Origin of the sequence: Pelosinus fermentans DSM 17108, assembly GCF_000271485.2 — a bacterium.
In the GTDB taxonomy this organism is placed as follows: domain Bacteria; phylum Bacillota; class Negativicutes; order DSM-13327; family DSM-13327; genus Pelosinus; species Pelosinus fermentans.
Map to the genome: position 1 here is coordinate 338,078 of NZ_AKVN02000001.1, position 25,331 is coordinate 363,408.

At 40.7% G+C, this 25,331-nt stretch carries 27 protein-coding genes and 1 riboswitch; of the genes, 21 read left to right on the top strand and 6 right to left on the bottom strand.

What is annotated here, in order from left to right; translation table 11 throughout:
• Positions 1-223 precede the first annotated feature (223 nt).
• Positions 224-862 (top strand): M23 family metallopeptidase, encoded by a 639-nt coding sequence (locus FR7_RS01590; RefSeq protein ID WP_007938138.1) that lies wholly within the window; start codon positions 224-226, stop codon positions 860-862.
• 70 nt (positions 863-932) lie between these two features.
• Here the strand turns inward: FR7_RS01590 and FR7_RS01595 are convergent, their stop codons facing one another.
• Together FR7_RS01595 and FR7_RS23435 are read right to left on the bottom strand one after the other, a co-directional pair.
• On the bottom strand, positions 933-1,697 hold the full coding sequence (locus tag FR7_RS01595; protein ID WP_007938140.1) for a sulfite exporter TauE/SafE family protein: 765 nt from the start codon (positions 1,695-1,697) through the stop codon (positions 933-935).
• Between the two features lie 29 nt (positions 1,698-1,726).
• Positions 1,727-1,900: a hypothetical protein gene (locus tag FR7_RS23435; protein WP_156523271.1), complete on the bottom strand. Its 174-nt coding sequence runs from the start codon at positions 1,898-1,900 to the stop codon at positions 1,727-1,729.
• Positions 1,901-2,040: 140 nt separating this feature from the next.
• Between FR7_RS23435 and FR7_RS01600 the strand changes: the two genes are divergently transcribed.
• From FR7_RS01600 to FR7_RS01635, 8 genes are all read left to right on the top strand, one after another.
• On the top strand, positions 2,041-2,943 hold the full coding sequence (locus FR7_RS01600) for a LysR family transcriptional regulator (RefSeq protein WP_007938142.1): 903 nt from the start codon (positions 2,041-2,043) through the stop codon (positions 2,941-2,943).
• Positions 2,944-2,962: 19 nt separating this feature from the next.
• Positions 2,963-3,937 (top strand): diaminopimelate dehydrogenase, encoded by a 975-nt coding sequence (locus tag FR7_RS01605; protein ID WP_007951740.1) that lies wholly within the window; start codon positions 2,963-2,965, stop codon positions 3,935-3,937.
• A gap of 168 nt (positions 3,938-4,105) precedes the next feature.
• On the top strand, positions 4,106-4,483 hold the full coding sequence (locus FR7_RS01610; RefSeq protein WP_007938145.1) for a GntR family transcriptional regulator: 378 nt from the start codon (positions 4,106-4,108) through the stop codon (positions 4,481-4,483).
• Positions 4,476-5,171 (top strand): ABC transporter ATP-binding protein, encoded by a 696-nt coding sequence (locus tag FR7_RS01615; protein ID WP_007938146.1) that lies wholly within the window; start codon positions 4,476-4,478, stop codon positions 5,169-5,171. The genes FR7_RS01610 and FR7_RS01615 overlap by 8 nt, the downstream gene beginning before the upstream one ends.
• Complete coding sequence (locus FR7_RS01620) at positions 5,171-5,875, top strand: hypothetical protein (protein WP_007938148.1); 705 nt, start codon at positions 5,171-5,173, stop codon at positions 5,873-5,875. Before FR7_RS01615 ends, FR7_RS01620 begins: the two co-directional genes overlap by 1 nt.
• A 281-nt stretch (positions 5,876-6,156) precedes the next feature.
• Positions 6,157-6,915 carry a TerC family protein gene (locus FR7_RS01625; RefSeq protein WP_007938149.1) on the top strand — a complete coding sequence of 253 codons (759 nt, stop codon included), beginning with the start codon at positions 6,157-6,159 and terminating at the stop codon, positions 6,913-6,915.
• Positions 6,916-7,088: 173 nt separating this feature from the next.
• Complete coding sequence (locus tag FR7_RS01630) at positions 7,089-7,703, top strand: hypothetical protein (RefSeq protein ID WP_007938151.1); 615 nt, start codon at positions 7,089-7,091, stop codon at positions 7,701-7,703.
• 165 nt (positions 7,704-7,868) lie between these two features.
• Positions 7,869-9,179, top strand: a complete 1,311-nt coding sequence (locus tag FR7_RS01635) for an amidohydrolase (protein WP_007938154.1) — start codon at positions 7,869-7,871, stop codon at positions 9,177-9,179.
• Between the two features lie 76 nt (positions 9,180-9,255).
• On the opposite strand, the gene FR7_RS01640 is transcribed toward FR7_RS01635, so the two are convergent.
• The gene (locus FR7_RS01640; protein ID WP_007938155.1) at positions 9,256-10,263 is read right to left on the bottom strand and encodes a DMT family transporter; all 1,008 of its coding nucleotides are present in this window, start codon (positions 10,261-10,263) and stop codon (positions 9,256-9,258) included.
• A gap of 122 nt (positions 10,264-10,385) precedes the next feature.
• On the opposite strand from FR7_RS01640, the gene FR7_RS01645 reads away from it, so the two are divergent.
• Together FR7_RS01645 and FR7_RS23055 are read left to right on the top strand one after the other, a co-directional pair.
• Entirely contained in the window at positions 10,386-11,267 is an 882-nt protein-coding gene (locus FR7_RS01645; protein ID WP_007938157.1) for a LysR family transcriptional regulator, read from the top strand.
• A gap of 10 nt (positions 11,268-11,277) precedes the next feature.
• On the top strand, positions 11,278-11,370 hold the full coding sequence (locus FR7_RS23055; RefSeq protein ID WP_255348796.1) for a pirin-like C-terminal cupin domain-containing protein: 93 nt from the start codon (positions 11,278-11,280) through the stop codon (positions 11,368-11,370).
• 84 nt (positions 11,371-11,454) lie between these two features.
• Here the strand turns inward: FR7_RS23055 and FR7_RS01650 are convergent, their stop codons facing one another.
• Both FR7_RS01650 and FR7_RS01655 read right to left on the bottom strand, forming a co-directional pair.
• Positions 11,455-12,744, bottom strand: a complete 1,290-nt coding sequence (locus tag FR7_RS01650; RefSeq protein ID WP_007951741.1) for a nucleobase:cation symporter-2 family protein — start codon at positions 12,742-12,744, stop codon at positions 11,455-11,457.
• A 24-nt stretch (positions 12,745-12,768) separates the two neighbouring features.
• A complete protein-coding gene (locus FR7_RS01655; protein ID WP_007938161.1) occupies positions 12,769-13,338 on the bottom strand; it encodes a xanthine phosphoribosyltransferase in 570 nt (189 codons plus the stop codon).
• 200 nt (positions 13,339-13,538) lie between these two features.
• A riboswitch (purine riboswitch) is annotated at positions 13,539-13,639 on the bottom strand.
• A 270-nt stretch (positions 13,640-13,909) separates the two neighbouring features.
• Between FR7_RS01655 and FR7_RS01660 the strand changes: the two genes are divergently transcribed.
• Together FR7_RS01660 and FR7_RS01665 are read left to right on the top strand one after the other, a co-directional pair.
• The gene (locus FR7_RS01660; protein ID WP_338061442.1) at positions 13,910-16,210 is read left to right on the top strand and encodes a DMSO/selenate family reductase complex A subunit; all 2,301 of its coding nucleotides are present in this window, start codon (positions 13,910-13,912) and stop codon (positions 16,208-16,210) included.
• Positions 16,207-16,788, top strand: a complete 582-nt coding sequence (locus tag FR7_RS01665) for a DMSO/selenate family reductase complex B subunit (protein ID WP_007951744.1) — start codon at positions 16,207-16,209, stop codon at positions 16,786-16,788. The genes FR7_RS01660 and FR7_RS01665 overlap by 4 nt, the downstream gene beginning before the upstream one ends.
• An 89-nt stretch (positions 16,789-16,877) precedes the next feature.
• Here FR7_RS01665 and FR7_RS01670 read toward each other — a convergent pair whose 3' ends face one another.
• A complete protein-coding gene (locus FR7_RS01670) occupies positions 16,878-18,215 on the bottom strand; it encodes an MFS transporter (RefSeq protein ID WP_007951746.1) in 1,338 nt (445 codons plus the stop codon).
• A 409-nt stretch (positions 18,216-18,624) separates the two neighbouring features.
• Between FR7_RS01670 and FR7_RS01675 the strand changes: the two genes are divergently transcribed.
• From FR7_RS01675 to dcuC, 8 genes are all read left to right on the top strand, one after another.
• A complete protein-coding gene (locus tag FR7_RS01675; protein WP_007938169.1) occupies positions 18,625-19,458 on the top strand; it encodes a transketolase in 834 nt (277 codons plus the stop codon).
• A complete protein-coding gene (locus FR7_RS01680) occupies positions 19,451-20,395 on the top strand; it encodes a transketolase family protein (RefSeq protein ID WP_007951748.1) in 945 nt (314 codons plus the stop codon). Before FR7_RS01675 ends, FR7_RS01680 begins: the two co-directional genes overlap by 8 nt.
• A gap of 13 nt (positions 20,396-20,408) precedes the next feature.
• Positions 20,409-21,272 carry a phosphogluconate dehydrogenase C-terminal domain-containing protein gene (locus FR7_RS01685; protein ID WP_007951750.1) on the top strand — a complete coding sequence of 288 codons (864 nt, stop codon included), beginning with the start codon at positions 20,409-20,411 and terminating at the stop codon, positions 21,270-21,272.
• Positions 21,273-21,445: 173 nt separating this feature from the next.
• The gene (locus tag FR7_RS01690; protein ID WP_007938172.1) at positions 21,446-22,186 is read left to right on the top strand and encodes a FadR/GntR family transcriptional regulator; all 741 of its coding nucleotides are present in this window, start codon (positions 21,446-21,448) and stop codon (positions 22,184-22,186) included.
• A 411-nt stretch (positions 22,187-22,597) separates the two neighbouring features.
• Positions 22,598-22,945 carry a YggT family protein gene (locus tag FR7_RS01695; RefSeq protein ID WP_007951751.1) on the top strand — a complete coding sequence of 116 codons (348 nt, stop codon included), beginning with the start codon at positions 22,598-22,600 and terminating at the stop codon, positions 22,943-22,945.
• Positions 22,946-23,207: 262 nt separating this feature from the next.
• Complete coding sequence (locus tag FR7_RS01700; protein WP_007938177.1) at positions 23,208-23,588, top strand: hypothetical protein; 381 nt, start codon at positions 23,208-23,210, stop codon at positions 23,586-23,588.
• Between the two features lie 86 nt (positions 23,589-23,674).
• On the top strand, positions 23,675-23,911 hold the full coding sequence (locus FR7_RS01705; protein WP_007938178.1) for an FAD-linked oxidase C-terminal domain-containing protein: 237 nt from the start codon (positions 23,675-23,677) through the stop codon (positions 23,909-23,911).
• Positions 23,912-23,945: 34 nt separating this feature from the next.
• Positions 23,946-25,205 (top strand): C4-dicarboxylate transporter DcuC, encoded by a 1,260-nt coding sequence (gene dcuC / locus FR7_RS01710; protein WP_007938181.1) that lies wholly within the window; start codon positions 23,946-23,948, stop codon positions 25,203-25,205.
• Positions 25,206-25,331 lie beyond the last annotated feature (126 nt).

Consider the following 25,331-nt stretch of genomic DNA (forward strand, 5'->3'; position numbering starts at 1 on the left):
ATTTCCTCCAATAATGATACAGTAGTAGTTACTATGTTCTCACTTTTCACTTTTTACGTCAAGTTTTGATAAAAAAGTGAATTTAATTGCAGGATAGGACAGTAAAAAAGATGGATTTCCGGTATAATGTAGGGTAGAGTGGTTGAATATTGTTTGTGACCATACTTACTGCAGCCAGAATGTTGTGGCGGCTATATTTATTTAAAGGAGGAGATATATCGTAATGCATATTTCGAATGAAGTTCATGATACGCAAAAAGCAGGCAACCAGTGGATGAAGTTTATCTCTGTCCGATGGATTGTTTCCTCCATGTGCGTACTTAGCATATTTTTGATAATCCTTTTTGCAAACTATCATCAAAGCATTAGTGCTGGCAGTCGTATAATCCCTGAACCGGAGCCGATTCTCCATAGAGATAATGGACAGGTATTAGAGATTGAAAAGATGGCGAGAACTATGGATCAGCTAGCGACAAAGCCTTCTATTTGGCCAACTAGCGGAGAAGTTACCTCTGGTTTTGGCTGGCGTAATTCGCCTATGGGCGGCGGAGGTGAATTGCATCCGGGAATAGATATTGCCAACAGTATGGGGGCACCTGTCGTTGCAGCAGCTGATGGTGTGGTTGTACAGAGCGGAGCAGCTGGGGGTTATGGCAATATGGTGCAGATTGATCATGGCAATGGCATTTCGACTATTTATGGGCATAATTCCCGCATTATAGTAAGCGCCGGTCAAAGTGTGAGAAAAGGTCAGGTTGTTTCTTATGTGGGCAGCACAGGGAAAAGTACTGGTCCTCATCTTCATTATGAAGTCAGAGTAAATGGGAATGCGGTGGACCCGATTGGCTTTATGGTTCAATAGTCATGGGATAACGATAAAATCATGGAAGAAGGCTTAAGCCTTCCTCCATGATTTTTATTCTTAGTTTTAGTTAATGTAAAATATCCCACATTTGTTTTCCTATTAACAAGGTTGTCATTGAGATGAATAATGGTTTTATATACGTAGTGCCTTTGGCAATTGCAAACCGAGAACCTGTAATTGCACCAAAAATCATTGCGATCCCCATGCTGATACCATAGACATAATTGACGGAACCGAATAGCAGAAAGGTTGAGACTGCACCAAGATTGCTCGCTAGGTTCAAGGCTTTGGCATTTCCCGCAGCCACCACAAAATCAAAACCCAGCATTAAAAATGCAAAGATTAGAAATGATCCTGCTCCCGGTCCGAAAAATCCGTCATAAAAACCCAGCAGGAAAGCAGCACAAGCTCCTAAGATGCCGACCCTTTTACTAATGCCTTTATAAGTAGACTGTTCTCCCCAATCCTTTTTGAAAATCGTATAGATGGCTACTAAAATCAGCATAACGATAACCAATGGTTTTAAGAATTCCGGCGGAATCAGCCGCACCGTATAGGCTCCTAATATAGAGCCAAACAGAGATAAGGGGAAAAGATATTTCACTAATCCAAGATCCATCTTACCGGAACGCAGAAAGGAGATACTGCTGGTACTGGAACAGCAGATGGAGGCAAGTTTGTTAGTCCCCAATACAACACTGGGAGGCAGCCCTGTCATCAGCAGTGCTGGCATGGATATTAAACCGCCGCCGCCAACAACCGAGTCGATAAAAGCAGCGATAAAACCTGCTCCTAATAAAAAACTAAGCATTTCTAAGCTAATATGATCCATAAGCATTACCCTCCGATTTTTACTATACGTTATTCATGTCTTCTATGCCTTATCTTATAGCGCAGCCAACGTTCACAATCTGTCCATATGGCAACAATCATAAAACCGCCAATAAAAAGCCGCCACCAATTCAGACCGCTGTAAAATTGGTCAATGCATAAAAATAAAACGATAATTGTGCATACAAAACTGCAAGCTCGCATGGCTTTGCCCCCCTTATTCTGCACAACCTTATTGGGTGCTGTCTCTTGAATTTATTATAGTCAGTGCGTATACTTAAAGTAAAACAAATAAAATTCATTAATAATATGCAAAAAACTAATATTTACTTAAAGGGGCAAAAATGAATATTGATGACATTCAAGCATTTTTAGCAGTTGTCTCTAATCAGAGTTTGACAAAGGCTGCTGAAATACTTCACCTATCTCAGTCTTCTGTGAGCCATCGCCTCAAGAACCTGGAACAAGAACTGGATCTGGTTCTGATTGAACGCGGGAAGGGATTAAAAACCATCTCTCTTACTCCTGCGGGTGAAGATTTCATTCCAGTTGCGGAAAAGTGGATTCAATTGTTATTAGAAACTCAATCATTAAAAGCACATACTCGGTTGTCGTTAGCAATTGGTGCAGTTGACAGCGTAAATACTCATGTGCTGCCCAATATTTATCAGCAGATCATCCAACAGCACCCTGCCATGCGCTTACATATCTATACTCAAAATTCAACAGATCTTTATACATTAATTGAACAGCGTACGATCGATATTGCTTTTGTTTTGCATGAGAGAATCATAAAGAACATCGAATTAGCTCCCTTTTTTGCAGAGCCTATGGTTGTTGTCCGCTTGGCTTTGCCAGAACATTTAGGGGCTCCCAATATCGACCCCGAACAGTTAAATCCCCGTGATGAATTGTATCATGAATGGTTTCCGGCTTATCAGATCTGGCATAATAAATGGTGGGACCCTTTCCAGTCATCTCATATTCAGGTAAGCAACGGCCCTATGGTTTTACCTCTTCTTAGAACACCAAAGCAATGGGCCATTGTTCCATTATCCATCGCTCAATCCACGGCAGCAGCTAACACCTATACCATCCAAAGATTGAGTGATCCTCCCCCTGACCGAATCTGTTATAAGCTCACCCATAAATTTGCGAAATCCAGAACAAGAGAAGCAATAACCATTTTTGATGCCTTTGCGGCAGAAATATTCAAAGAAGCGGATTACCTGATAAAATATACCTGATAATGGGAGGTACTTGAAGATGCAAAAAATACGTATTGGTATTGTAGGTTATGGAAATCTGGGCAGAGGTGTGGAATTAGCGATTGGTAATAATCCAGATATGGAACTTGTGGCCGTTTTTTCACGCCGCAGCCTCCCAGGGACAAAAAGCGGCGTACCTGTCTTCTCTATAAGGGATGCTGCCGCCTATAAAGGAAAAATCGATGTGATGCTGCTGTGTGGCGGATCGGCAACGGACCTGATAGAACAAGGTCCGCTGATTGCTTCCCTTTTTAATACTGTGGATAGTTTTGATACTCATGCCAAGATTAACGATTATTTTGCTTCCATGAATACGATTGCTGAGAATTCAGGGACCGTTGCAACCATCTCCGTCGGCTGGGACCCCGGTCTCTTTTCACTAAACCGGCTTCTAGCCAGTTCAGTCTTACCTAATGGAACAAACCATACATTCTGGGGTAAAGGGGTAAGTCAAGGTCATTCCGATGCCATTCGTCGCATTGCCGGTGTAAAAGATGCAAAACAATATACCGTCCCTAAAGAACAGGTAATTGCCTCCCTGCGGGCAGGGGAGACTCTAGATGTCAGTTCCACCACAGCCCATACCCGTGAATGCTATGTTGTAGCCAAGCCAGGTGCAGATCTTGATGACATTACAAAAGAGATTAAAACTATGCCCCATTATTTTGAAGGATATGAAACCCATGTTACGTTTATATCGGAAGAAGAACTCCAAGCTGAGCACGCAGGCTATCCCCATGGTGGTTTTGTTTTCCGTACCGGTTCCACCAGTCCAAATACCAACCATGTTATGGAGTTTGCCCTTAAACTGGACAGCAATCCTGAATTTACTTCCAGCGTTCTCGTAGCCTATGCCCGGGCGACTTTCCGCTTAGCCCAAAAGGGCAGCACAGGTGCCTTTACTGTATTTGATATTCCCTTTGGCTTGTTATCGCCGAAGTCAGGTGAAGAGTTGCGGGCCACAATGCTTTAATAAGTAGTTAAATAGGATCAAAAGGGACAGGTTGAAAAAATTCAATCTGTCCCTTTTGTTGAATCCTGTTGAGATGAGCCAGTGAAAAAATTGACAAATAAAATGATCTAGTGTATTATTTAACTAATACACTAGATTGGAGATGTAGCAAGCTAAGGAGATGAAGGTATGGATTTAGAATTTGATGATAAGATGCCCATATATCTACAAATTATGGACCACATAAAAATGGATATTGCTACAGAAAAGTTAAAAGCAAATGATAAATTGCCTTCAGTACGGGAAATGGCAACGATGTTAAAGGTAAATCCCAATACCCTGCAAAGAGCCTATCAAGAACTTGAAAGACTTGGAATTGTCTATACTCAAAGGGGCATGGGAACATTTGTGGGGGAGCGAAAGCATATGATAGATGATTTGAAACAGGAAATGGCAAAGGAAGTTATCGATTCTTTTATCCTGCGAATGAAACGTCTGGGGTTTAGCGAGGAAGAGATCATTGCGAGTATTTCTAAAAAAATAACAGAGGTGAACAAGCATGTATAATGTATTGGAAGCTGAAAACTTATGTAAATCCTATTTAAATAAACGAGCATTGCAAGGAGCAAATTTAACGATACAAAAAGGAAAAATCCTGGGCCTTCTTGGTCCGAATGGCAGTGGAAAAACTACGTTTTTAAAAATAGCAGCAGGCATATTGCATCCTTCCTCTGGAAAACTGCTTATAGATGGCCAAAAACCTGGGGTGTATACAAAGTCTATCGTTTCGTATCTTCCTGACACGGAATATTTATTCAAATGGATGAAAATAAAAGATGCGGTTCAATATTTTAAGGATTTTTACTCGGACTTTGATGAAAAGAAAGCCTTTGCGCTGCTGGAGTTTATGAAACTAGATGCCAATAGCAGTGTTAAGAGTCTGTCAAAGGGCATGAAAGAAAAATTAAAACTAACCTTAGTGCTTTCCCGGAAGGCTAAGCTGTATATAATGGATGAGCCCCTTGGCGGAGTAGATCCTACTGCCCGAGAAAAAATATTAGATGCTATCATCAATAATTTTAGTGAAAACAGCTCCATGATTATTACGACCCATCTTGTAAATGATATTGAACGAATTTTTGATGAGGTGGCATTTATCTCCGACGGAGAAATTGTGCTGCAAGGGAATGCAGAAGAATTGCGATTGAACAAGAATAAATCCATTGATGAATTGTACAGGGAGGTGTTTCAATAATGTTTCATCTTATAAAATATGAACTAAGAGGAAAGTTGTTAACCATACTGGGTATTTGCCTAACAGTTATAATCGGAAATCTCTTCTTAATGACCAAGGTAGACTCCTGGCAAATTGGAGCACCTGTCCTATCTGGTTTCTTAGGGGGCGGTGCCCTGGTCGTTATATGCATAGCTTCGTTAACATTGATGAGTGATTATCTGTATGATGACCAAGGGTATCTGCTATTTACACTTCCCCAGTCCGGTGTCTCAATCATGGCATCCAGACTGATTACCGCTGTGATTCAAATCAGCATTGTTATGATTGTGTCCGTGTCTATGTTTTGTTTACTTGATCAAGGAAGATTACTTAATGCTATTTTGCAGCAAGTTGAAATACATGAATTACTGTTTTTTATCCTGATGCATCTATGGACTATCGTTTCAACATTAACATTTATGTACTTTTGTATGGTTGTTGGAAGAATCGCCTTGAAAGGGAAAAAGGTAGGGAAAATAGGTTCTTTCATTATTTTCTTTCTGCTAAGTATAGCAAGAACAGGGCTATCGGTGGCAATCGCAAATCTCTTTCCCCAGATGGTGCAAATTCATTCTGTCACGATCATGACAATGAATGTTGGAAGCATGATATTTGATATTATTACCTTTGGGATATTATTTATGGCTACTTCCTATCTTTTAGAGCATAAGGTAGATCTGTAAGGGGGCATTGATAAGGAGCATTGGCAATAGTATATCGGGGAATATTTTTTAGAAGAATTATTATTGACAAAATACCTTTATTACCTCTATAATAAATTATAACTCAATAAAGCCTCCTGCAAAGGGGAGTAGCTAAATACAGGTAAGCCGTCAATACGAGTGCAGACTCCGGCTTTCTGGCAATGCAAGTTGTATGCGAGACCTTTGCCTATGAGAAGAGCAATTAAATTGTCTCTTCCGTGGGCGGGGTCTTTTTTGATGTACAAAAGGGAGGGATAGGAATGGATGTTACAATCGTAGTAGAGTATGCTTGGATGTTTGTGATTCTCATTTTCTTGGAAGGGATTTTGGCGGCTGACAATGCCTGCGTTCTGGGAGTTATGGTTAAACATTTACCGGTTGAAGAACGTAAGAGAGCTTTGATGTACGGGTTGGCAGGAGCATTTGTTTTTCGCGCGGCATCTTTGTTCGCAATATCGATGCTGATCGAATGGTGGCAGCTGCAAGCGGTAGGAGCGCTTTATTTGATCTTCCTAAGCCTCAATCATATATATAAAGCTGTTGCATGCAGCAATGGAGGAAACGTTAAGTCGGCTGCTGGGGAGGGATCAGGTTTTTGGAATACTGTGATAAAGGTGGAAATGGCAGATATTGCTTTTGCAGCAGACTCCATTCTTGCAGCAGTGGCATTGGCAGTTAGTTTGCCGAAAACTACACTGCCAAGCATTGGAGGACTCGACGGCGGACATTTTATGGTGGTTTTTGCTGGCGGATTTGTTGGTCTGGTGATCATGCGCTTTGCGGCCCAGTGGTTTGTGGATATCCTGCTTCGTAAGCCGGGTCTGGAAACCGCAGCGTATCTGTTGGTCGGCTGGGTAGGTGTTAAGCTGGCTGTTTATACGCTGTCACATCCGGGAGTTGCATGGCTGGATGCAGGATTTTCTGGTTCAGTAGAATGGAAGCTTATTTTCTGGAGTGGATTTCTCCTGATTTGTCTTGGCGGCTGGTTTTTCTCAAAGCCGGTAGAGGTGAAAGAATAAAGAGAATGGGTCAAAAATCGATGAAACTCCTGCAAAATCGGAAGATTTTGCAGGAGTTTGTACAGTATGGGCAAATAAGTAAAAATTATAATACCGCCTTCTCCATTCGACAAAATTTGACTATTGATAAAGGTATAATTAACACGGAATAAATAAGTAAATGGAGTGGAATTATGAAAAAAATATCGATTATCGCAATTCTATGTCTTTTTGTAATGTCAATGACCGCCATTGTGTCTGCTGAAGAGATGACTACTCCGCAACACACACACAACGATGCTGCTCAAGCCGCTGCTAAGACATCCTATCGCCTCGCTATCGTTCCTTATATTAACTCTACAGAAGAAAACAAAGGCTACATACAAGAAATTGTGTATGGTAAATATACGGAAAACTATTCCAGAAAAAATTTTCAAATCATTCCCCTGGAAGAGGTACAAAAGGCTCTAAATAGTACGGGCTATGATATTTCAAATCAGGAGCTTGCTGAAAAAGATATCTTAGCTTCTGTTGCGAAGGAAACGAATGCGGATTATGTGATTGCCATGGAGATATCACAATTAATAACTACAAGACATATGAGTTTTTTTCAAGCTAAAGTAGTAACAAAAGCAAAACTGCGTTACAAATTTTATAACGCAGAAAAGGATAAAGTCTCTTCATTCCAAGTGACGGGACTGTCGGAAAATAAAACGGTGTTTGGAGATGTTGGATACAAAGATCCAATTACAAAGGCGTTAAACCAGGCAATGGATGATGCCAATGAAAAAATAAAGAGTTACTTATAAGAGTTTAATTCATCCCGATTGGCAAAATTGCTGATCGGGATTTTTATATTTCCTCGGAAATTTCCCTGATAAATTAAGAAATCAAATCAATCATGTTATAATGGAGTAAGATCTGTAAATATTTTTATTAGTATTTATAGAGAAGATAACGAGGAAGGTGGAGCAATGAACGTAGATATTAAAGAAGCCGTGAAGCAGATGGAGGAGCAAATTATTGCTTGGAGAAGAGATTTTCACCGATATCCGGAGGCGGCCTGGACTGAGTTTCGTACCGCTGACAGAGTGGTGAAAGTATTGAACAGTTTTGGTTATGATGTTCAATATGGTAGTAAGGTTGTTGAAGAGGCTGCTATGATGGGGGTGCCGACTCAGGATGTTCTTGAAAACAGTTCAAAGAGGGCAATCGAAGAAGGCGCAGACAGTACAGTGGTTGAGAGTATGGCAGGTGGAAAAACGGGTGTCGTTGGCACACTATATACTGGTCGTCCCGGTCCTATAGTGGCGCTGCGTTTTGATATGGATGCTAATGATGTGCAGGAAAAAACAGATGAGAAGCATCGACCTTGGCAAGAAGGATTTGCTTCACTTCATACAGGTGTTATGCATGCTTGTGGCCATGACGGACATACAGCTGTTGGACTGGGAGTGGCAAAAATCTTACAAGAACAAAAAGCCAATCTTTGTGGAACCGTCAAACTGATTTTTCAGCCGGCTGAAGAAGGGGTGCGAGGAGCCAAAGCAATGGTTGAAGCTGGAGTCGTTGATGATGTTGATTATTTATTTGGTATGCATTTAGGTTTTTTGGCTGGGAGCAGTGAGCGCTTCATTTGTGGTACTGACGGTTTTTTAGCTACTACAAAATTTGATGCTCATTTTTCTGGCGTGCCGGCCCATGCCGGAGCAGCACCCCATGAGGGACGCAATGCATTGCTTGCTGCCGCTCAGGCTGCCATCAGCCTGCATGGGATTCCCCGTCATGCTGCTGGTGTATCGCGCATTAATGTTGGAGTATTAGAAGCAGGCAGCGGGCGCAATGTTATTGCTGATAAAGCGGTTTTAAAACTGGAAACTCGCGGCGAAACTTCAGCGATAAATTGCTTTATGCAGGAAGAGGCTCTGCGAATCATTCACGGAGCTGCTGCCATACAAGGCGTAACTGTGACCATTCGTGAAATGGGTGGAGCTTCCGGCGGTCAAAGTGATACTGCAATTGCAAAGCGCTTGCGGCAAGCTGCAGAGGCTTCGGGTTTATTCGCTGTGATTGAGGATCGTGGCAGTTTGGGAGCCAGCGAGGATTTTACATGCTTTTTAGAGCGGGTTCAAGAACGCGGCGGACAAGGCGGATATGCCATGGTCGGAATTAATCGAGCTGCCGGGCATCATGACGGGGCATTTGATTTTGATGAAGCTGCCTTATCAAATGCTGTGACGGTCTTGACATTAGCGGTATCGGATCTTTTGCAAAAAACACGTTGAGTGAATAGATGAATTAGTAAACTCCTGCAGGGACTTTAAAGCCTTGCAGGAGTTTTTTATCACTATTCATGTACCGTTAAATTTTTCTGCTTGATAGAACATTGCCTAAGGAGATGGCATTCTTTTGATTGGTGATATATACACCTATGATGACAAATAAGCCGCCTAAAACAATAGATAGAGTCAGTTTATCATCAAAAATCATTATACCTGCCAGTGTAGCCATAATTGGATTAAAATAGCTGAAGATTGCTGTTTTTACGGCACCAATTTTTGCGATTCCCAGATACCAGATGAAGTATGAATAAACGGAGCAAAAAATAGCTAAATATGCTGAGGCTAAAAGGGTAGCACGGCTAACTGTGGGAAGTTGCTGCAACAATGTTGTTTCGGCTAGTACTGTTGGAACAATTGCAAATGGCAGTAATAGAATGGTTCCAAAGATGTGAATATAAGCCATTGCGATAAATGGACTATACTTTTCTAACACTGTTTTACCTTTAAGAGTAAACCAGGCCCAAACGAGTGCATTTAGAACCAGTAAACCATCTCCTAGGAGGGTCTTTTGGTGGAATATGCTGCCAAATTCTCCTTGGCTTATGACTAGCAGAACACCGAAAAAAGCAATACTTATTCCTAACCTGCTGCGAGTAGTCACTTTTTCTTTTTTGGTAATAATGCAGAATAAAGCAGCAAAGACCGGGGTAGTTGCCATAATCAGACCAGCATTTGTACTGGTTGTATATTGCAAACCTGTATAATGAATATAGAAAAATGAAGTAATAGCCAAAAAGCCTAGCAGGAAGAACTGAGGTATATCTTTTTTATCAATGCAGCTAGTTCCTTTTTTAAGCAAAAGAATGAGAGTAAATACTAAAGACGCAATTACAAACCGTAAAATAACCAGGTTCAAAGGAAGGAAGTCACGCATTCCAATTTTAGCTGCAACATAGGATGTTCCAAGAAATATAGGTACAGTCATTAAAAGCAGATATATATTATGAAATTTTTTCCAAGGAGAAGGTTTAGTACATGCAATTCCTTTAATGTTAAAGTTGTTATAAAGAGTAGTTTGCTCATTCAATACAATCACTCCCAGTCTTTACTAATCATATTTGTTGCAATTATAGCATGACGCGAACTATAATAAAATTATTAATATAATATACGTCCTATACTGAAAATATATAGCACGAGGTGAGAAAAATGGATATTCGGGATATGAAAAACTTTTATGCCATCGTTGAGGAAGGAAATATCAGCAATGCAGCGAAGCGGCTTAATATAGCGCAGCCACCCCTTAGTAAGCAGATGAAACAGTTAGAAGATAATCTTGGAGTCCAATTGTTTGAGCGCGGAAGTCGTAGAATAAGGCTGACAGAAGCAGGGGAGTTATTACGGGAACGGGTAGAACAAATATTAGGTTTAGTTGATGGTACAATTAAAGAAATTACAGAGTTGAATTCAGGGTTAGTCGGTGCGCTTTCAATCGGTACGGTGAGTACATCGGGAGCTACATTGCTTCCAAATCTGCTGCATCAGTTTCATAACTTATATCCGAAGGTTACATTCCAGCTATGGGAAGGGGATGGTAATCGAATTTTAGAACTGCTAAATAATCGGGTCATTGAAATTGGCATTATACGTGCTCCCTTTGATCTAGAAATATATGAATCAATCACTTTGCCCGATGAGCCATTAGTAATTGCGATGAAAAGAGATGGATATTCTTGTGGTGATGATCCTGAAAAAATTCGGTTGATTGAGCTTGTTAACCAACCATTAATTATTCCGCTAAGGTGGAAAGCTATGTTCGTTGAATGGTGCAGAAAAGCCGGGTTTAAGCCAAATATTGTATGTATAAGTGATGGGATTTTACTCAATATAATATGGACAAAGCTAGGAATTGGTATGGCCTTAGTGCCAAAATCTACCCAGGAACTTATTTCTGATTCAGAGCTGATGTATAAAACCATTGTAGAACCCAGCGTATCAACGAAAACAGTAATTGTCTGGTCGAGAAATCACAAATTGTCTGCTAGCAGTAAGCACTTCTTGGATTTGTTAAAAGCTACCCTTCTCAAGTAATACAGAGCCCATTGCATGGGGCGGCCCCATTGTTATGAATACGCGGGAAGAGCTGCAGCAGGCTTTTCGAGAAATTGACAACGGAACTTTTATCAAGAAATAATACAGCACCTAAAAGAGTAATAAATAGCCCGAAAGTTTTCTGAGACAGAAAACTTTCGGGCTTATATTTCTAGCAAATGTTAATTTAATGGTCAAATTTAGTCGGCATCTTTTTGTGCCCCATATTCAGGATGATGTTTAAAATAACAGCTGTTAACGCACCTGTTACAATTCCATTTTCAAAGAACATTTTTAGCAGCGGCGGAAATTTAACAAAGAGATTGGGTACGACAGTGACTCCTAAACCTAAAGCAACAGAGCAGGCAATCACCAGTAAATTTTCATTGCTGGCGAAATCAACTTTACTGAGCATTTTAATTCCTGAGGCAACGACGATTCCAAACATGGCAATCATGGCTCCACCCAGTACTGAATTTGGAATAATCATTGCTAATGCTGCGAATTTAGGTATCAGTCCTAAAAGTATAAGCATAAAACCAGCAACAATGGTTACATTAGTCGTCTTAGAATGGGAAAGCTGTACGAGGCCGACATTTTGGGAGAATGTTGTATAAGGAAAAGAATTAAAAATACCTCCCAGGATTACAGCAATTCCTTCGGCTCGATAGCCGCGAGTCAGGTCGGTTTCTGTTATTTTCTTGCCGCAAATCTCACCTAGTGCCATGAAAACTCCTGTCGATTCAATCATGCTGACAATTGCAACAACAATCATGGTGATAATTGCACTTGGTTCAAAAGTGGGCATTCCGAAATAAAAGGGAGTGATCATATTAAACCATGAAGCCTGGGCAACACTGCTGAAGGAAACATTGCCCATAATTGCGGCGACAATGGTTCCGGCAATTAATCCCAGTAAGACGGAAATAGAACGGATAAATCCTGTGGTAAAGCGATTTAATAATATGATAAATAATAGCACGCCAAACGCGAGAGTAAAGTTGGATAAAGAACCAAAATCTGCACTTCCTACACCGCCGGCCACATTGTTAATGGCGACTGGAACCAATGTAATGCCGATAATCGTAACGACAGAACCCGTCACAACAGGCGGGAAGAACGTAACCAGTTTTGAAAAGTAATTTGCGATGAGTACGACGAAAAGACCGGAGCATATGATGGAGCCATACATGGCCGTCATGCCATACTGGCTTCCAATACTAATCATGGGGAAGACAGCTGTAAAGGTACAACCAAGTACAACCGGCAAACCAATTCCAGAGAAAGGATTTCGCCATGCTTGCAGCAAAGTGGCAAGACCGGAAGTTAGTAAATCTGCTGCAATAATATAACCCATTTGTTCAAAATTTAATTTAAGAGCGCCGCCAACAATAAGGGGAACGATAATTGCACCAGCATACATGGCAAGCACATGTTGAGTGCCAAGCAAATACGTTTTCCCAGCAGAGTTTTTCATACATAATCCTCCTAGTGATACTGATTATAGAAAATTGACTTGTCCATTTGAAAAGGAAGCGATTCGAGCTAGGGATTCTACACGATAACCAGCTTGAAGCAACTTTTGAGCACCAGGCTGGAATGATTTTTCGATTACAATGCCTATTCCTGTTACTTTTGCATTTGCTTGCTCCACAATAGATGCTAAACCTGTGGCAGCTTCTCCGTTGGCTAGGAAGTCATCGAGAATAAGTACATGATCGTCTTCTTGCAGAAATTTTTTAGAGACAATAATGTTGTTACTCTCGCGTTTGGTAAAGGAATAGACCGTGGTACAGTATAAGGCATCATTGGAAATCACTGATTTTTTCTTTCTAGCGAAAATAACGGGAACATTAAGGATGAGTCCTGCCATTACCGATACGGCGATTCCCGAGGATTCAATCGTCAGTATTTTCGTAATCGATTCTCCGCTAAAGCGTTTAGCAAATTCCTCTCCCATTTTCAGCATAAGCTGGGGGTCAATTTGTTGGTTTAAAAAGGAGTCAACTTTGAGTAAGGAGTCGTTTAAAACTTGTCCGTCAGACTGAATCCTTTTTTTTAATAAATCCATAAGCCCTCCTTTGGTTCTTTAAAATAAAAAAAGCCCTGATAGGGAATCTCCGCGTTGTAGAAAATGAGCGAAAATTCCCCATCAGGACTTTTATCCTTGGGTGTGGTGTATGATCACCTGTATCATTGGAGCACGACTGCGAATGAAAGTTACCAATAAGTAAAGAAGCTTAACAGTAAATTTGAACAGGCAGCGTAGACCTTAGATACACTTTCACTCGTAGACAGGCAATTTACGGCTGCCGGTAGAAACTTCTGGGCCATATCCCCAAAATTATACGAGACTATTTACATGTGGTTTATTGTAGCAGTCTCAAATCCCATTGTCAATAAAGAGTAACGCTTATTTTGTCGAAAAAACGTATATTTCTAATATTTAACTTTCTTCCCTTCTACAATCTTTACAATCTTTACAATCATTTTGCTTATCAACTGTATTCGTCATCATAAGACAATAAATTCCTGTAAAAACCCTAATAAAAACTTGCAGGAATTTTGTCTTCTAATTGTAAATAAGGTAAAATAGTTATTACTTTTACTAAAGAACCACCAAACTCTATGTGGTTGGATCTATGTGCAAAAATGTAATTAAGGGAGCAAGAGATATGACGGATACAACATTCCAAGAAGAAACCATTATACGGACATCAGGCTCCCATAATTGCGGCGGTCGCTGCATTGTTAAAGCTCATGTAAAAGACGGACGCATTGTTCGTATTACCAGTGATGATGAACGTCCCGATACGGATAAAAGACCCCAATTGCGTGGCTGCCTTCGCTGCCGGGCCTACAGGAGCTATTTGTATCATGAGGACCGGCTGAAGTATCCGATGAAGCGAATTGGTAAACGGGGAGAAGGTCTATTTGAACGTATTTCCTGGGAAGAAGCCTTAGATACGATTGCAGATCATACGAAACGAATTATGGCTGAGTACGGTCCAGAGGCCATTTATCTTTCCTACGCAACAGGCAATGCCGGGAAAACGTCGGAACAGGTCTGGATGAGACGGCTGCTGGCACTCTATGGAGGCTATTTAGATTACTATGGAACCTATAGCTCAGCTTGTACCAACGCCGCAACCCCATATACATATGGGACTGTCAATAGTGGCAGCAGCCGAGAAGATTGGGTTAATTCGAAGCTTATCATTCTGATGGGATTTAACCCGGCTGCAACCATTCATGGAACGAATACAGCCTATTATCTAAAAAAGGCTAAGGAAGCCGGGGCAAAAATTATTTGCATTGATCCTCTGTATTCAGATACCGCTGTTGCTCTGGCTGATCAATGGATACCCATTCGCCCTACCACCGATAGTGCTCTTTTGGATGCAATGGCCTATGTGATCATTACAGAAAATCTGCAGGATCAGGTATTCTTGGATACCTATTGTCTCGGTTTTGATGAGGATCATATGCCGGAAGGTATTCCAGCGGGAAACTCATACAAAAGCTATATTCTTGGTACGGGTACAGATCAGGTTCCTAAAACCCCTGCCTGGGCGGAAAGATCAACAGGCATTCCAAGGGAGATCATTATTCAGCTGGCTAGGGAATATGCCCTGAATAAACCGGGTGCGCTCATCCAGGGATTTGGACCCCAGCGCCATGCCTATGGCGAACAGCCGCCCCGCAGTGGGGCGGCCCTTGCTGCAATGACAGGAAACATTGGCATAAAAGGCGGCTGGGCTTCTGGCTGCGGTTCACCATGCCGCAAACAGTATGTTGGTTCGATTCCTATCAATAACCCCTGCAAAGCAGCAATCTCCATGTACATGTGGCCGCTGGCAATTCAAAAAGGGACTGAACTAGGGAAAAGAGAGGGAGTCCGGGGTGTTGATAAGCTGTCAGCCAACATTAAGCTAATATTTAATCTCGCCGGTAACTGCCTCATCAATCAGCATTCTGATACGAATGGAACGGCAGAACTGTTAGGCGATGAAAATTTAGCTCAATTTATTGTAGTCAGTGATCATTTTCTTACAAGCAGCGCGAAATTTGCCGATATCTTGCTGCCGGGTGATAATTTCATGGAGCGGGAAGATATTGTATTACCCTGGTCTGCCGGTGATTATGTATTGTTTATGAATAAGGCAGTGGATACGGTTTATGAATGCCGAAACGGATATGACTGGATCAGGGATTTAGCTGAAAGATTGGAACTTACAGCTGAATTTACCCAAGGAAAAACGCTGGAAGACTGGCTGCGTTTTATTGTCGATGAAACCCGCAAAGAAAATCCTGGTTTTCCCTCCTATGAAGAATTTAAAGAAAAAGGTGTATATGACTGGGAGTATGAGGAACCTGCAATTGCCTTTAAGGAGCAGATTGAAGATCCCCGGCACCATCCATTTCCCACCCCTTCCGGGAAAATCGAATTTTTCTCATCACGCTTATGGGAATTGGATAAGCCTGCTGAAGTGCCTGCCATTCCCAAATATATTCCCGCCTGGGAAGGACCGGAAGATCCTCTGCGGGGCACGTATCCGCTGCAATGTATTGGTCATCATACCAAACGGCGTGTGCATTCCATGTTTGATAATAATGACTGGATGGAGGAGGCAGAAGCACAAGTCTTTTGGATTAGCATATATGATGCAAAAAAGCGCGGCATAAAAAATGGTGAAAGGGTTTGTATCTATAATACCCGGGGTAAAGTCATACTCACCGCTAAAGTCACTCCCCGCATTATGCCCGGGGTGATTTCGATACCCCAGGGGGGCTGGTGGTCACCGGATAAGGAGGGGACCGACCAACGCGGCTGCATCAATACATTAACCAAATACCAGCCGACGCCACTGGCTTTTGCGAATCCTCAGCATACCAACCTGGTTGAAGTGGCGAAACTGGATCAAATGGAGGCAGAGAAATGAGCAAGCAGATCGCATTTTATGTTGAGCAAAAACATTGTATGGGCTGCAGTGCCTGCCAAATTGCCTGCAAAGATAAGCATAATCTGCCTCTCGGTCAGAATTTTAGACAAATTCATGCCTATGAAGGCGGCGATTTTACCATTTCCGGCAATGTTGTTTATCAAAATACCTATGCCTATTGGATACCGGTTAGCTGCAATCATTGTGTAGATGCTCCTTGCATTGCCGTGTGTCCAAGTAAAGCGATATTCAAAAGACAAGAAGATGGATTGGTGCTGATTAACGAAAAGAGCTGTATTGGCTGCCGCCGTTGTTTTGCAGTTTGTCCTTATCAGGCACCACAGTTTGATGCTGCCAACGGTAAGATGAAGAAATGTGACTTCTGCCAGGATCTCTTGCAGCAAGGAACCGCGCCGGCTTGTGTTTCAGCCTGCCCTATGCGTGTGCTGGGATATGGCGAGCTCAGTGAATTACAGAAAAAGTATGGTGATACCAGCTGGGTAAAGGGACTGCCCAATACAGCAAAAATCAAACCAGCCTGGGTCCTGGTACCCCACCGTGATGCAGTCGATGTATGATCGATATATTGGAAAGGACTGAAAAAACGAAAAAGGGCAGAAAAAATAGGGCTTGGCATATTGCCAAGCCCTATTTTTTGCTATAACTGCTATACAATTACAGTAGTATCAACTTTATTGGCAGCTTCTACGGGTTTATGAGTTGTAATTAGTTTTTTTGGTATAGCAATTGTTAATAGGGTAGTGAGAAGTGCCCAGCAGGCTAAAAAGTACATGCCACCCGATGTAGAGTTAGTAAGGTCCTTTAAGTAGCCTACAACGTAGGGACCAGCAAAGCCGCCTAAATTGCCGATGGAATTTATCATGGCAATACCAACAGCTGCAGTTCCTTCTGATAGAAAAGCACTTGGCAATGTCCAGAAACTTCCTGCAAAACTGTAAATACCAATAATACTCACAATAATCCATAGCATAGACCAGAAAATATCAGTGGTCATTGTAAGGGCAATTAAACCAACAAATGCGCTGGAGATCGGTAAGCCGATATGATAACGCCGTTCCATGGTTTTATCTGAATGGCGAGCGACTAAAATCATAGCGATCACACCGAAGATATAAGGGATTGTTGAGATCAGTCCAACTTGTGTATTGGTCAGTGTTTTCGATAATGCCTTAATGATTTGGGGCATCCACATACTAAGACCATACATGGTGCTAACATAACCGAAAAAGATAATGGAAAGATGCCAGACACGAAGATCCTTAAGCGCTTCCCATTTAGAAATTTTAATTTTAGCAAGCTTGGCTTCATGTTCGTTTTTCAGTTCCGTTAAAAGCCATTCTTTTTCTTCTTTTGTTAAGAATTTGGCTTGTTCAGGGCGGTCAATCAGATAATAAAGCGTTGTGATGCCGAGAATGACGGCTGGAATGCCTTCCAGAATAAACAGCCAGCGCCAGCCAGCCATCTGCAGCCATTGAATATTGTCCATAATCCATGTGGATATAGGTCCTACTAAAATGTTATTGAATGCCATGCCTGTCATAAAGATGGCGATTGTTCTCGCTAGATGTCTCGCTGGGAACCAATAGGTCATGTAAAGAATCATTCCAGGATAAAATCCGGCTTCGGCAACTCCAAGGAGTACTCTTAGTATTCCAAATTGAGTTGCATCTTGAACAAAACCAGTAAAAACAGTAACGAGTCCCCAGGTAAAAAGAATTCGAGCCATCCAAATCCGGGCACCGACCTTGTGCATAATTACGTTGCTTGGAATTTCAAAAAAGAAATAAGCAATAAAAAATATACCTGCGATGGTACCGAAAGCCGTGGAGGAGATAGCGAGCGCTTTATTCATTTCAAGTGCTGCAAAACTAATATTGACCCGATCCATCATTGCTACAATGTATAGTAAAAAAATATAGGGAACAATTCTCCAACGCAATTTTGCCATTAAACGTTCTTCATCAAAAAGTAAATTATTTATCATACATGGCAGCCTCCTGACTATTTTTTAATCCGAGGTATTTTACATTGACTAAGTGAGAATCGTTAAAGCCCCCTTTCACATAAAGATCAAACATCAAACGTCTAATGAATATTCTAATTATAGAATGAGGAGAAATGACCTGTCAATATAATAAACAGAAAATTTTATATATTAAGAATTAAAAAAATACAATATAAATATTATAGTTAATAACATAGGTGAGCGCTGTTAGTTCCACTAAAATGATTGCTTACAATGGCAGATAGCAAGCTAACAAAAATAATATTAAATATTTTGAAAATATATTGACAAAAAGAAAAATGATATGCTAATCTTAATTTAAACATCAAACGTCTGACGTCTTATGATTGCAAAGAGGTTAATAATATAACAAGGAGTGGGTAAATACATGCTTAAAAACGACAATAATATTGATTTACAATCCAAAGCGAATCAATTACGGTTGGATGTAGTCCAAATGGTGCATAGGGCAAAAGACGGACATCCAGGTCCAGCTCTTTCCATAGCGGATATCATAGCTGTTTTATATTTTAAAGAATTAAAGATTGATGCAAACAATCCTCAGTGGGAAGATCGCGATCGTTTTATTCTTTCCAAAGGTCATGCCTGCACCGTACTATATGCAGCACTGGCAAGGAGCGGATTCTTCTCAATTGACGAATGCAGAGGACTTAGAAGTTTGGGCAGTATGCTGCAGGGTCATCCCGATATGAACAAGACCCCAGGTATTGACATGACCTCCGGCTCCCTGGGAAATGGCTTATCTCTTGGAGTAGGTATAGCATTAGCAGCAAAATATCGTAAAAAGTCGTATACCACTTATGTTGTAATGGGGGATGGAGAAATCCAAGAAGGAATTGTATGGGAAGCTGCCATGTGCGCCAGTAAATATCAATTAAATAATTTAATTTTATTTATTGATAGTAATGGGTGGCAGAGCGGGGACAGTATTGAACAGGTAAGTGGTCTCTTACCAATTCTGCCTAAGTGGCAAGCTTTTAACTGGCATTGCCAAACCATTGATGGACATGATTTTACACAAATTATAAATGCCATTGATCAGGCAAAAAAGAGCCCGCAGCCCTCCGTTATTATCGCAGATACTGTCAAGGGTAAGGGTCTTGCTTATATGGAAAATGATAATTCTTGGCATAAACGAGTTCCTGATGACGAACAACTTACCATTGCATTAAAAACATTAGGCGGTGATGTAAATGAGTAATTATAAAGGAACAAGAGAAGCTTTTTCCCAAGCGTTAATTGATCTGGCGCAAGAGGACGATCGATTCGTATTTGTATCTGCCGATTCGCTAAAAGCCATGAGAGCTACGGCTTTTGCAGAAAAATTTCCTGACAGATACATTGAAGTCGGCATTGCAGAGCAGAATGCTGTTGCTGTTGCTGCTGGACTTGCTAGCTGCGGTCTTATTCCTTATGTCGGCACATATGGCGGTTTTATTACGATGAGAGCATGTGAACAATTGCGAACCTTTGTTGCTTATCCCGGTTTACATGTGAATTTTATCGGTATAAACGGCGGCGTTTTTGGCGGTGAGCGTGAAGGCGTTACCCATCAGTTCTTTGAGGATTTGGGCATTGTCCGAAGTATTCCAGGCATTACAGTAGTTGCCCCTGCGGATGCTCATCAAGTTTACCAGGCAGTCAAAGCTATTTCAAAGATTGACGGTCCTGTTTATTTAAGAGCAGGCAGTGGACGGGAGCATGTCGTCTATGATCAAGAGACACCTTTTGAGCTGGGAAAAATTAGAGTGTTAGGTAAGTATGGAAATCATGCTGCACTCTTTGCCAATGGCTTTATTTTATACAGAGCGATTGAAGCAGCCAAACGTCTCAATGAACAAGGAATTCAGGTTACATTAGTCGATGTTCATACCTTAAAACCCATTGATGTAGAGGGAATTACGGCTATTTTGCAGGACTGCGGTGCTGCCGTTACCGTTGAAGATCACAATATCATCGGGGGACTTGGGGATGCTATTTCCAAAGTGAGTACAGAACATTGCCCTGTACGTATTGAACGAGTGGGTCTGCAAGATATTTTCCCAAGCTCTGGCCCTGCTGAAGAAGTAGCCGATTATTATGGAATGTCGGTCAATCATATTGTGGATGCTGTCAAAAAAGTCTTACAAAGAAAGTAAAGGGGATGTGGATGTGAATAAAAAACTGGTTGTAAGTGTAATCGGTGCAGGCGGAAAAATGGGTACTCGAGTGACCAATAACTTAATAAAGCACCCTGATACAATTGAATTATATTATTGCGAGAACTCGGAGTTTGGGATAAAAGCCATCAAAGAGCGGGGGGTTGATGTTACCCCTGCTGAAGTTGCAGTACCCATAAGCGATATTGTTGTTCTAGCTGTTCCTGATAAAATTATTTATGATGTTTCTGTTGGTATCGTGAAGATGATGGCGGCTAATAAAAGTTTAATTATTTTAGATCCAGCAGCAGCAGTGGCTAAAGAATTGGCTTTACGGGATGATTGTACTTTTGTTGTCACTCATCCCTGCCATCCTTCCTATTTCTTAGACCAGGACACCTATGAGGCAAGACATGACTATTTTGGCGGAATTGCTGGGAAACAGGACATTGTGATTGGCAAAATTCAAGGTTCTGAGGAAAACTTCACGAAAGCCAGAATGGTGAGCGAAATCATGTTTGCACCTGTTGTAAATAGTTATGTTATGGGGATTCGAGATATTGCTTTTTTAGAACCAACTTTAGTGGAAATTTTAGGAGCAACAACCTTATATGCAATGGCAGAAACGGTTAAAGAGGCGGAACGACGCGGCATTCCAAGAGCCGCTGCCGAATCCTTTCTGGCTGGTCATGTATATAATCTTTCGGCTAATTTCCTCGGCAAGTTGGGCAATACGAAGGTTTCAGATGCCTGTCTTGTTGCAATTGATCTTGGCAATCGACTGGTACTTCGAGATGACTGGAAAAGAATTTGGGATGATGAAGTCTTAGATAATGTGATCGCGACTATGCTTCACCCCCATGATCCCCAAATTTAGATGAAATATGTGATTGTCTTGTATAGAGATAATCACATATTTTCATTCATTGAAGGTCTTTTTATTTATTGTCATTATCTGTTTGCTAAAAATAACAAATAAACTAATAAAATGTTATAATATAGGAAATATTGATACATGTTTAATTAAGCGGACAGAGGGGTAGATACAAGGTGAACGTAAAGCAAAATAATGAATTTGATTTTTCAATATTGTTAACGCCGAAGCCAAATGAATCATCTGTTGATTATGTTATAAATAATATTAAGGAATTGCTGTTAACTAAAAAAATAATACCTGGCGACAGGCTGCCTCCTGAAATGGAACTGGCTAAGTTATTATCTGTTAGCAGAGGGTCTATTCGAGAAGCAATGAAGATACTGGCCGCTTTTGGTATAATTGAAATAAGACGCGGCGACGGTACGTATGTGTCCTCTGATATTGAAGGTAAAGTTTTATTTGATCCTCTGTTGTTTAGTTTTATACTTTCTCAGCCAGAATTTGAAGAGTTAAAAGAATTACGCCTGCTATTAGAGAAAGATGTCATTCGCCTTGTAATAAAAAATGCCAATGATGATGATGTTCAAGCCTTGCGAAAGTGTTATGAAATCATGGAAGTTCTTAAAAATAATAATGAGCAAATGTATGACAAGGTTTTAGAATGTGACTTGGAATTTCATCGTATTCTTGGTAAAATCACAAGAAATAAACTGTTAGAAAAAATATATAATTTTGTGATGGAGTATTTCAAACCGTTTATTGCACAAAGTATTCGGAAACATACGTATTTTAGTTTGGAATCGAAGCAAACCCATAAGAATATTTTAGAAGCCATTGAAAAAAGGGACTTTGTTACGGCAGAAAAAGCTGTGGAAGACTCGGTTGAAGTATGGAAAAATCTTATTTTTAAATAAAGGTGAAGCAATGAAAATTGGTCAATATGATGCAGTCATTCAGGAAGCTGCGACATCCGGAGAATAAATAGAAAAAAGGGATCATTTTTGATCCCTTTTTTCTATTTATTTAAATAAGGTTTTCATGTAAATCATTTACTATCGATTTAATTATAATTTATGGGTTATGGCGGGGGAGCAGGATAAGGTAAGAATATTGATTGATAGGGTTACAGCATTATACGTAACCGCACAATGCTGTACGGTTCGGTTGTCCTGATCGGTTCATTGCAGTAAAGATTCTAAAGACTTCATTGCACATATACACGGATTATGAGGATGGCACGTTTATTGCATAGTTATTATATAGATGGAAGATAACTTCCAGCGTGAATCGTGAATATAGTAAGATAACCAAAATGGGAGGAAAAAATGGAAAATAACAGAGTTTACAGATCTAATGAGAATAACGTGGTATTTAGAAGAATCGTGTATTATATACTCGGTGTATTTGAGGCTCTTTTTGCCTTTCGACTTATTTTCAAACTCCTTGGGGCAAATCCTGAGAGTGCCTTTGTGTCATTTATTTATACTATTTCAGGAAATTTCCTGGCCCCCTTCAGTGGTATTTTTAGAGCTGCGGTAAATAAAGGGATTGAAACGCAGTCGGTTCTGGAGCCTACTACCATTATAGCTATGGTTGTTTATGTGTTTATTGGCTATGGAATAGTAAGGTTAGTTAAAATTTACGAAAGCTCTAAAACGAGAAGATTACAATGAAGGCTTAATCAATGAAGCATTAAGAAAACAAAGAGGTGACTTATGGATAATGAGATAAAAGGATGGCGTAATTATCCAATTGTAATTTTTACTGGCGTACTAGTACTATATACTGTCAGTAATTCAATTATTACACTATTTAATTTGTAAGTATAAGTGGGTATATCTTTAATAGACAGTAATTTATTCAATTGGAAAGTTGTCACATCTCTGTAACATGTTGGTGTTATAATTAGAACAAGGAATTAAGGAGTGGATTTTAATGAAAAACGTAGTTAAAAAAATAGTTGTTTTTTCAATGGTAGGTATGATGCAAATCGGTTTTGGTGCCTCAGTAATAGAAGCCTCATCGCTGCATAATAATGGTCCGCAGCGGATAGCGCAATTAGATAATAGAGATCGTCACAATAATGATAAGCAGCGTGATAATGATAGGCAGCGCGATAATGATAGACAGCGTGATCATGATAGACGGGAGCGTGAAGAAAACGAACGGCATGAAAAAGAAATGCGGCGACGTGATCATGAGAATGACCGGGACTGGAATGATCGAAAAGAGAGAGAAAATCAACGTCATGAAAATACGAGAAATGAAATTGCAGCAGGCTTGATTGGAATCTTGATTGGCACGCAAATTAAATAAAATAATAATTCCTCTGGCAAAACAGATATACTCCCTTTATAGAAGACAGTTAAAATAATAACTGTTTCTATGAAGGGAGTATTTTCATGGGGAGAAACGGTAAGATTCCAATAGAAGAAAAAGTGAGTTCGATTGAAAAATATCTGAATGCCATCAATGAATTTTTCGATGCAGCTCTTTTAGCAGGGAGGACTTTATCTGGGGAGCACGGAATTAGCATAACAAAACGACCTCATATTGCCAAGGCTTTAGGTGAAGCAGGGATCTACGCTGAAAATGGTCAAGATCCTAAAGGCCTTCTTAATCCAAGGAAGATTTGGTAGGGGGATCATGAGATGAAAATAGGAGGTGTAATTCATGATTTGGATTGGTATTTTAATTGTAGCTTTAACATTTCTTGCTATCATCAGACGTTATGAAACCAGGCTGGTTCTATTTGTAGCTGGCGTGGCAATGGCTTTAGTTGTTGGCAAGCCTTTAGTAGCAATAGATGCTTTCGCGAAAACAATGGTTAGCGGAGGGCTTGTAACAACGATCTGTACAGTGATGGGCTTTTCTTATGTAATGAAACTAACTGGCTGTGATAGTCATCTGGTAAACTTATTAACGAGTTTACTAAAGCAAGCTAAGTTTATCCTGATACCAGGAGCGGTTATCGTAACATGGATCATTAATATTGCTTTACCGAGTACCGCTGGCTGTGCTGCCGCTGTTGGCGCCGTATTAATACCTACATTGATCGTATCTGGCGTACACCCTGCGATGGCTGCAGCTTGTGTCATGTCTGGTACGATTGGCAGTGTCATGAGTCCTGGTCTTGCACATAATCCATTTGTGGCAAAATTAGCCAATGTTGATGTGATGACAGTGATTGCTGGTCATACTATTCCTGCCCTTATTTCTCTTGCTGTTGCAGCAACAATGCTAACGATTGTTTGTCATTTGCGAAAAGAAGGTGCCAGTGCTGAGAGATCTACTGAAATTGCTAGTGGTGGTGAAAAATTTAAGGTTAACGTTGTAAAAGCTGTAGTTCCTGTCATTCCTCTGGTCTTGTTGGTACTAGGGAGCAAAATGGTTGCTCTGATTCCTGAGGTTACAGTTCCCCAAGCTATGATTATAGGTGCCATGCTTGGATTTGTCGTAACATGGGGCAATGCACAAGAAATATCCAAAAGCTTTTTTAAGGGCATGGGTGACTCTTATGGAGAAATAGTGGGTATTATCATTGCAGCAGCTGTGTTCACCCAGGGAATGGATACCATTGGACTTACGGGTGCACTGATTGAAAATATGAAAGAATCACAGGATGTAGCAAGATATGCGGCATCCATCGGTCCATTTTTTCTCGCAGTTTTAAGTGGATCAGGTGATGCGGCTGCTCTTGCCTTCAATGGTGCAGTTACTCCGCATGCTGCGCAGTTTGGGTTTAAAATTACAGATATGGGCTCCCTTGCTACAATATCTGGTGGTTTAGGACGTACAATGTCTCCTGTTGCTGGTGGTGCCATTGTATGTGCAACAATAGCTGGTGTAAATCCGATGGAGATCGCTAAACGTACCGCCCCAGGAATGTTTTGTGCCCTTGTTGCTGTCTTAATTGTTTTTTCATTCAACTAATTTGCTGCTTAATCCAATGTCGAACATGATTTATCATGGATAACAGGGCTTATTTACCACAATGGCTGTACAAAACGTGGTAAATAAGCCCTGTAATTATGCTGCCTGTTACATTTTTTAGTGAGT

Excerpts from the sequence above, each read along its gene's own strand:
- FR7_RS01590 (WP_007938138.1), top strand. The coding sequence starts at position 224 with ATGCATATTTCGAATGAAGTTCATGATACGCAAAAAGCAGGCAACCAG.
- FR7_RS01595 (WP_007938140.1), bottom strand. The coding sequence starts at position 1,697 with ATGGATCATATTAGCTTAGAAATGCTTAGTTTTTTATTAGGAGCAGGT.
- FR7_RS23435 (WP_156523271.1), bottom strand. The coding sequence starts at position 1,900 with ATGCGAGCTTGCAGTTTTGTATGCACAATTATCGTTTTATTTTTATGC.
- FR7_RS01600 (WP_007938142.1), top strand. The coding sequence starts at position 2,041 with ATGAATATTGATGACATTCAAGCATTTTTAGCAGTTGTCTCTAATCAG.
- FR7_RS01605 (WP_007951740.1), top strand. The coding sequence starts at position 2,963 with ATGCAAAAAATACGTATTGGTATTGTAGGTTATGGAAATCTGGGCAGA.
- FR7_RS01610 (WP_007938145.1), top strand. The coding sequence starts at position 4,106 with ATGGATTTAGAATTTGATGATAAGATGCCCATATATCTACAAATTATG.
- FR7_RS01615 (WP_007938146.1), top strand. The coding sequence starts at position 4,476 with ATGTATAATGTATTGGAAGCTGAAAACTTATGTAAATCCTATTTAAAT.
- FR7_RS01620 (WP_007938148.1), top strand. The coding sequence starts at position 5,171 with ATGTTTCATCTTATAAAATATGAACTAAGAGGAAAGTTGTTAACCATA.
- FR7_RS01625 (WP_007938149.1), top strand. The coding sequence starts at position 6,157 with ATGGATGTTACAATCGTAGTAGAGTATGCTTGGATGTTTGTGATTCTC.
- FR7_RS01630 (WP_007938151.1), top strand. The coding sequence starts at position 7,089 with ATGAAAAAAATATCGATTATCGCAATTCTATGTCTTTTTGTAATGTCA.
- FR7_RS01635 (WP_007938154.1), top strand. The coding sequence starts at position 7,869 with ATGAACGTAGATATTAAAGAAGCCGTGAAGCAGATGGAGGAGCAAATT.
- FR7_RS01645 (WP_007938157.1), top strand. The coding sequence starts at position 10,386 with ATGGATATTCGGGATATGAAAAACTTTTATGCCATCGTTGAGGAAGGA.
- FR7_RS01650 (WP_007951741.1), bottom strand. The coding sequence starts at position 12,744 with ATGAAAAACTCTGCTGGGAAAACGTATTTGCTTGGCACTCAACATGTG.
- FR7_RS01655 (WP_007938161.1), bottom strand. The coding sequence starts at position 13,338 with ATGGATTTATTAAAAAAAAGGATTCAGTCTGACGGACAAGTTTTAAAC.
- FR7_RS01660 (WP_338061442.1), top strand. The coding sequence starts at position 13,910 with ATGTGCAAAAATGTAATTAAGGGAGCAAGAGATATGACGGATACAACA.
- FR7_RS01665 (WP_007951744.1), top strand. The coding sequence starts at position 16,207 with ATGAGCAAGCAGATCGCATTTTATGTTGAGCAAAAACATTGTATGGGC.
- FR7_RS01670 (WP_007951746.1), bottom strand. The coding sequence starts at position 18,215 with ATGATAAATAATTTACTTTTTGATGAAGAACGTTTAATGGCAAAATTG.
- FR7_RS01675 (WP_007938169.1), top strand. The coding sequence starts at position 18,625 with ATGCTTAAAAACGACAATAATATTGATTTACAATCCAAAGCGAATCAA.
- FR7_RS01680 (WP_007951748.1), top strand. The coding sequence starts at position 19,451 with ATGAGTAATTATAAAGGAACAAGAGAAGCTTTTTCCCAAGCGTTAATT.
- FR7_RS01695 (WP_007951751.1), top strand. The coding sequence starts at position 22,598 with ATGGAAAATAACAGAGTTTACAGATCTAATGAGAATAACGTGGTATTT.
- FR7_RS01700 (WP_007938177.1), top strand. The coding sequence starts at position 23,208 with ATGAAAAACGTAGTTAAAAAAATAGTTGTTTTTTCAATGGTAGGTATG.
- FR7_RS01705 (WP_007938178.1), top strand. The coding sequence starts at position 23,675 with ATGGGGAGAAACGGTAAGATTCCAATAGAAGAAAAAGTGAGTTCGATT.
- dcuC (WP_007938181.1), top strand. The coding sequence starts at position 23,946 with ATGATTTGGATTGGTATTTTAATTGTAGCTTTAACATTTCTTGCTATC.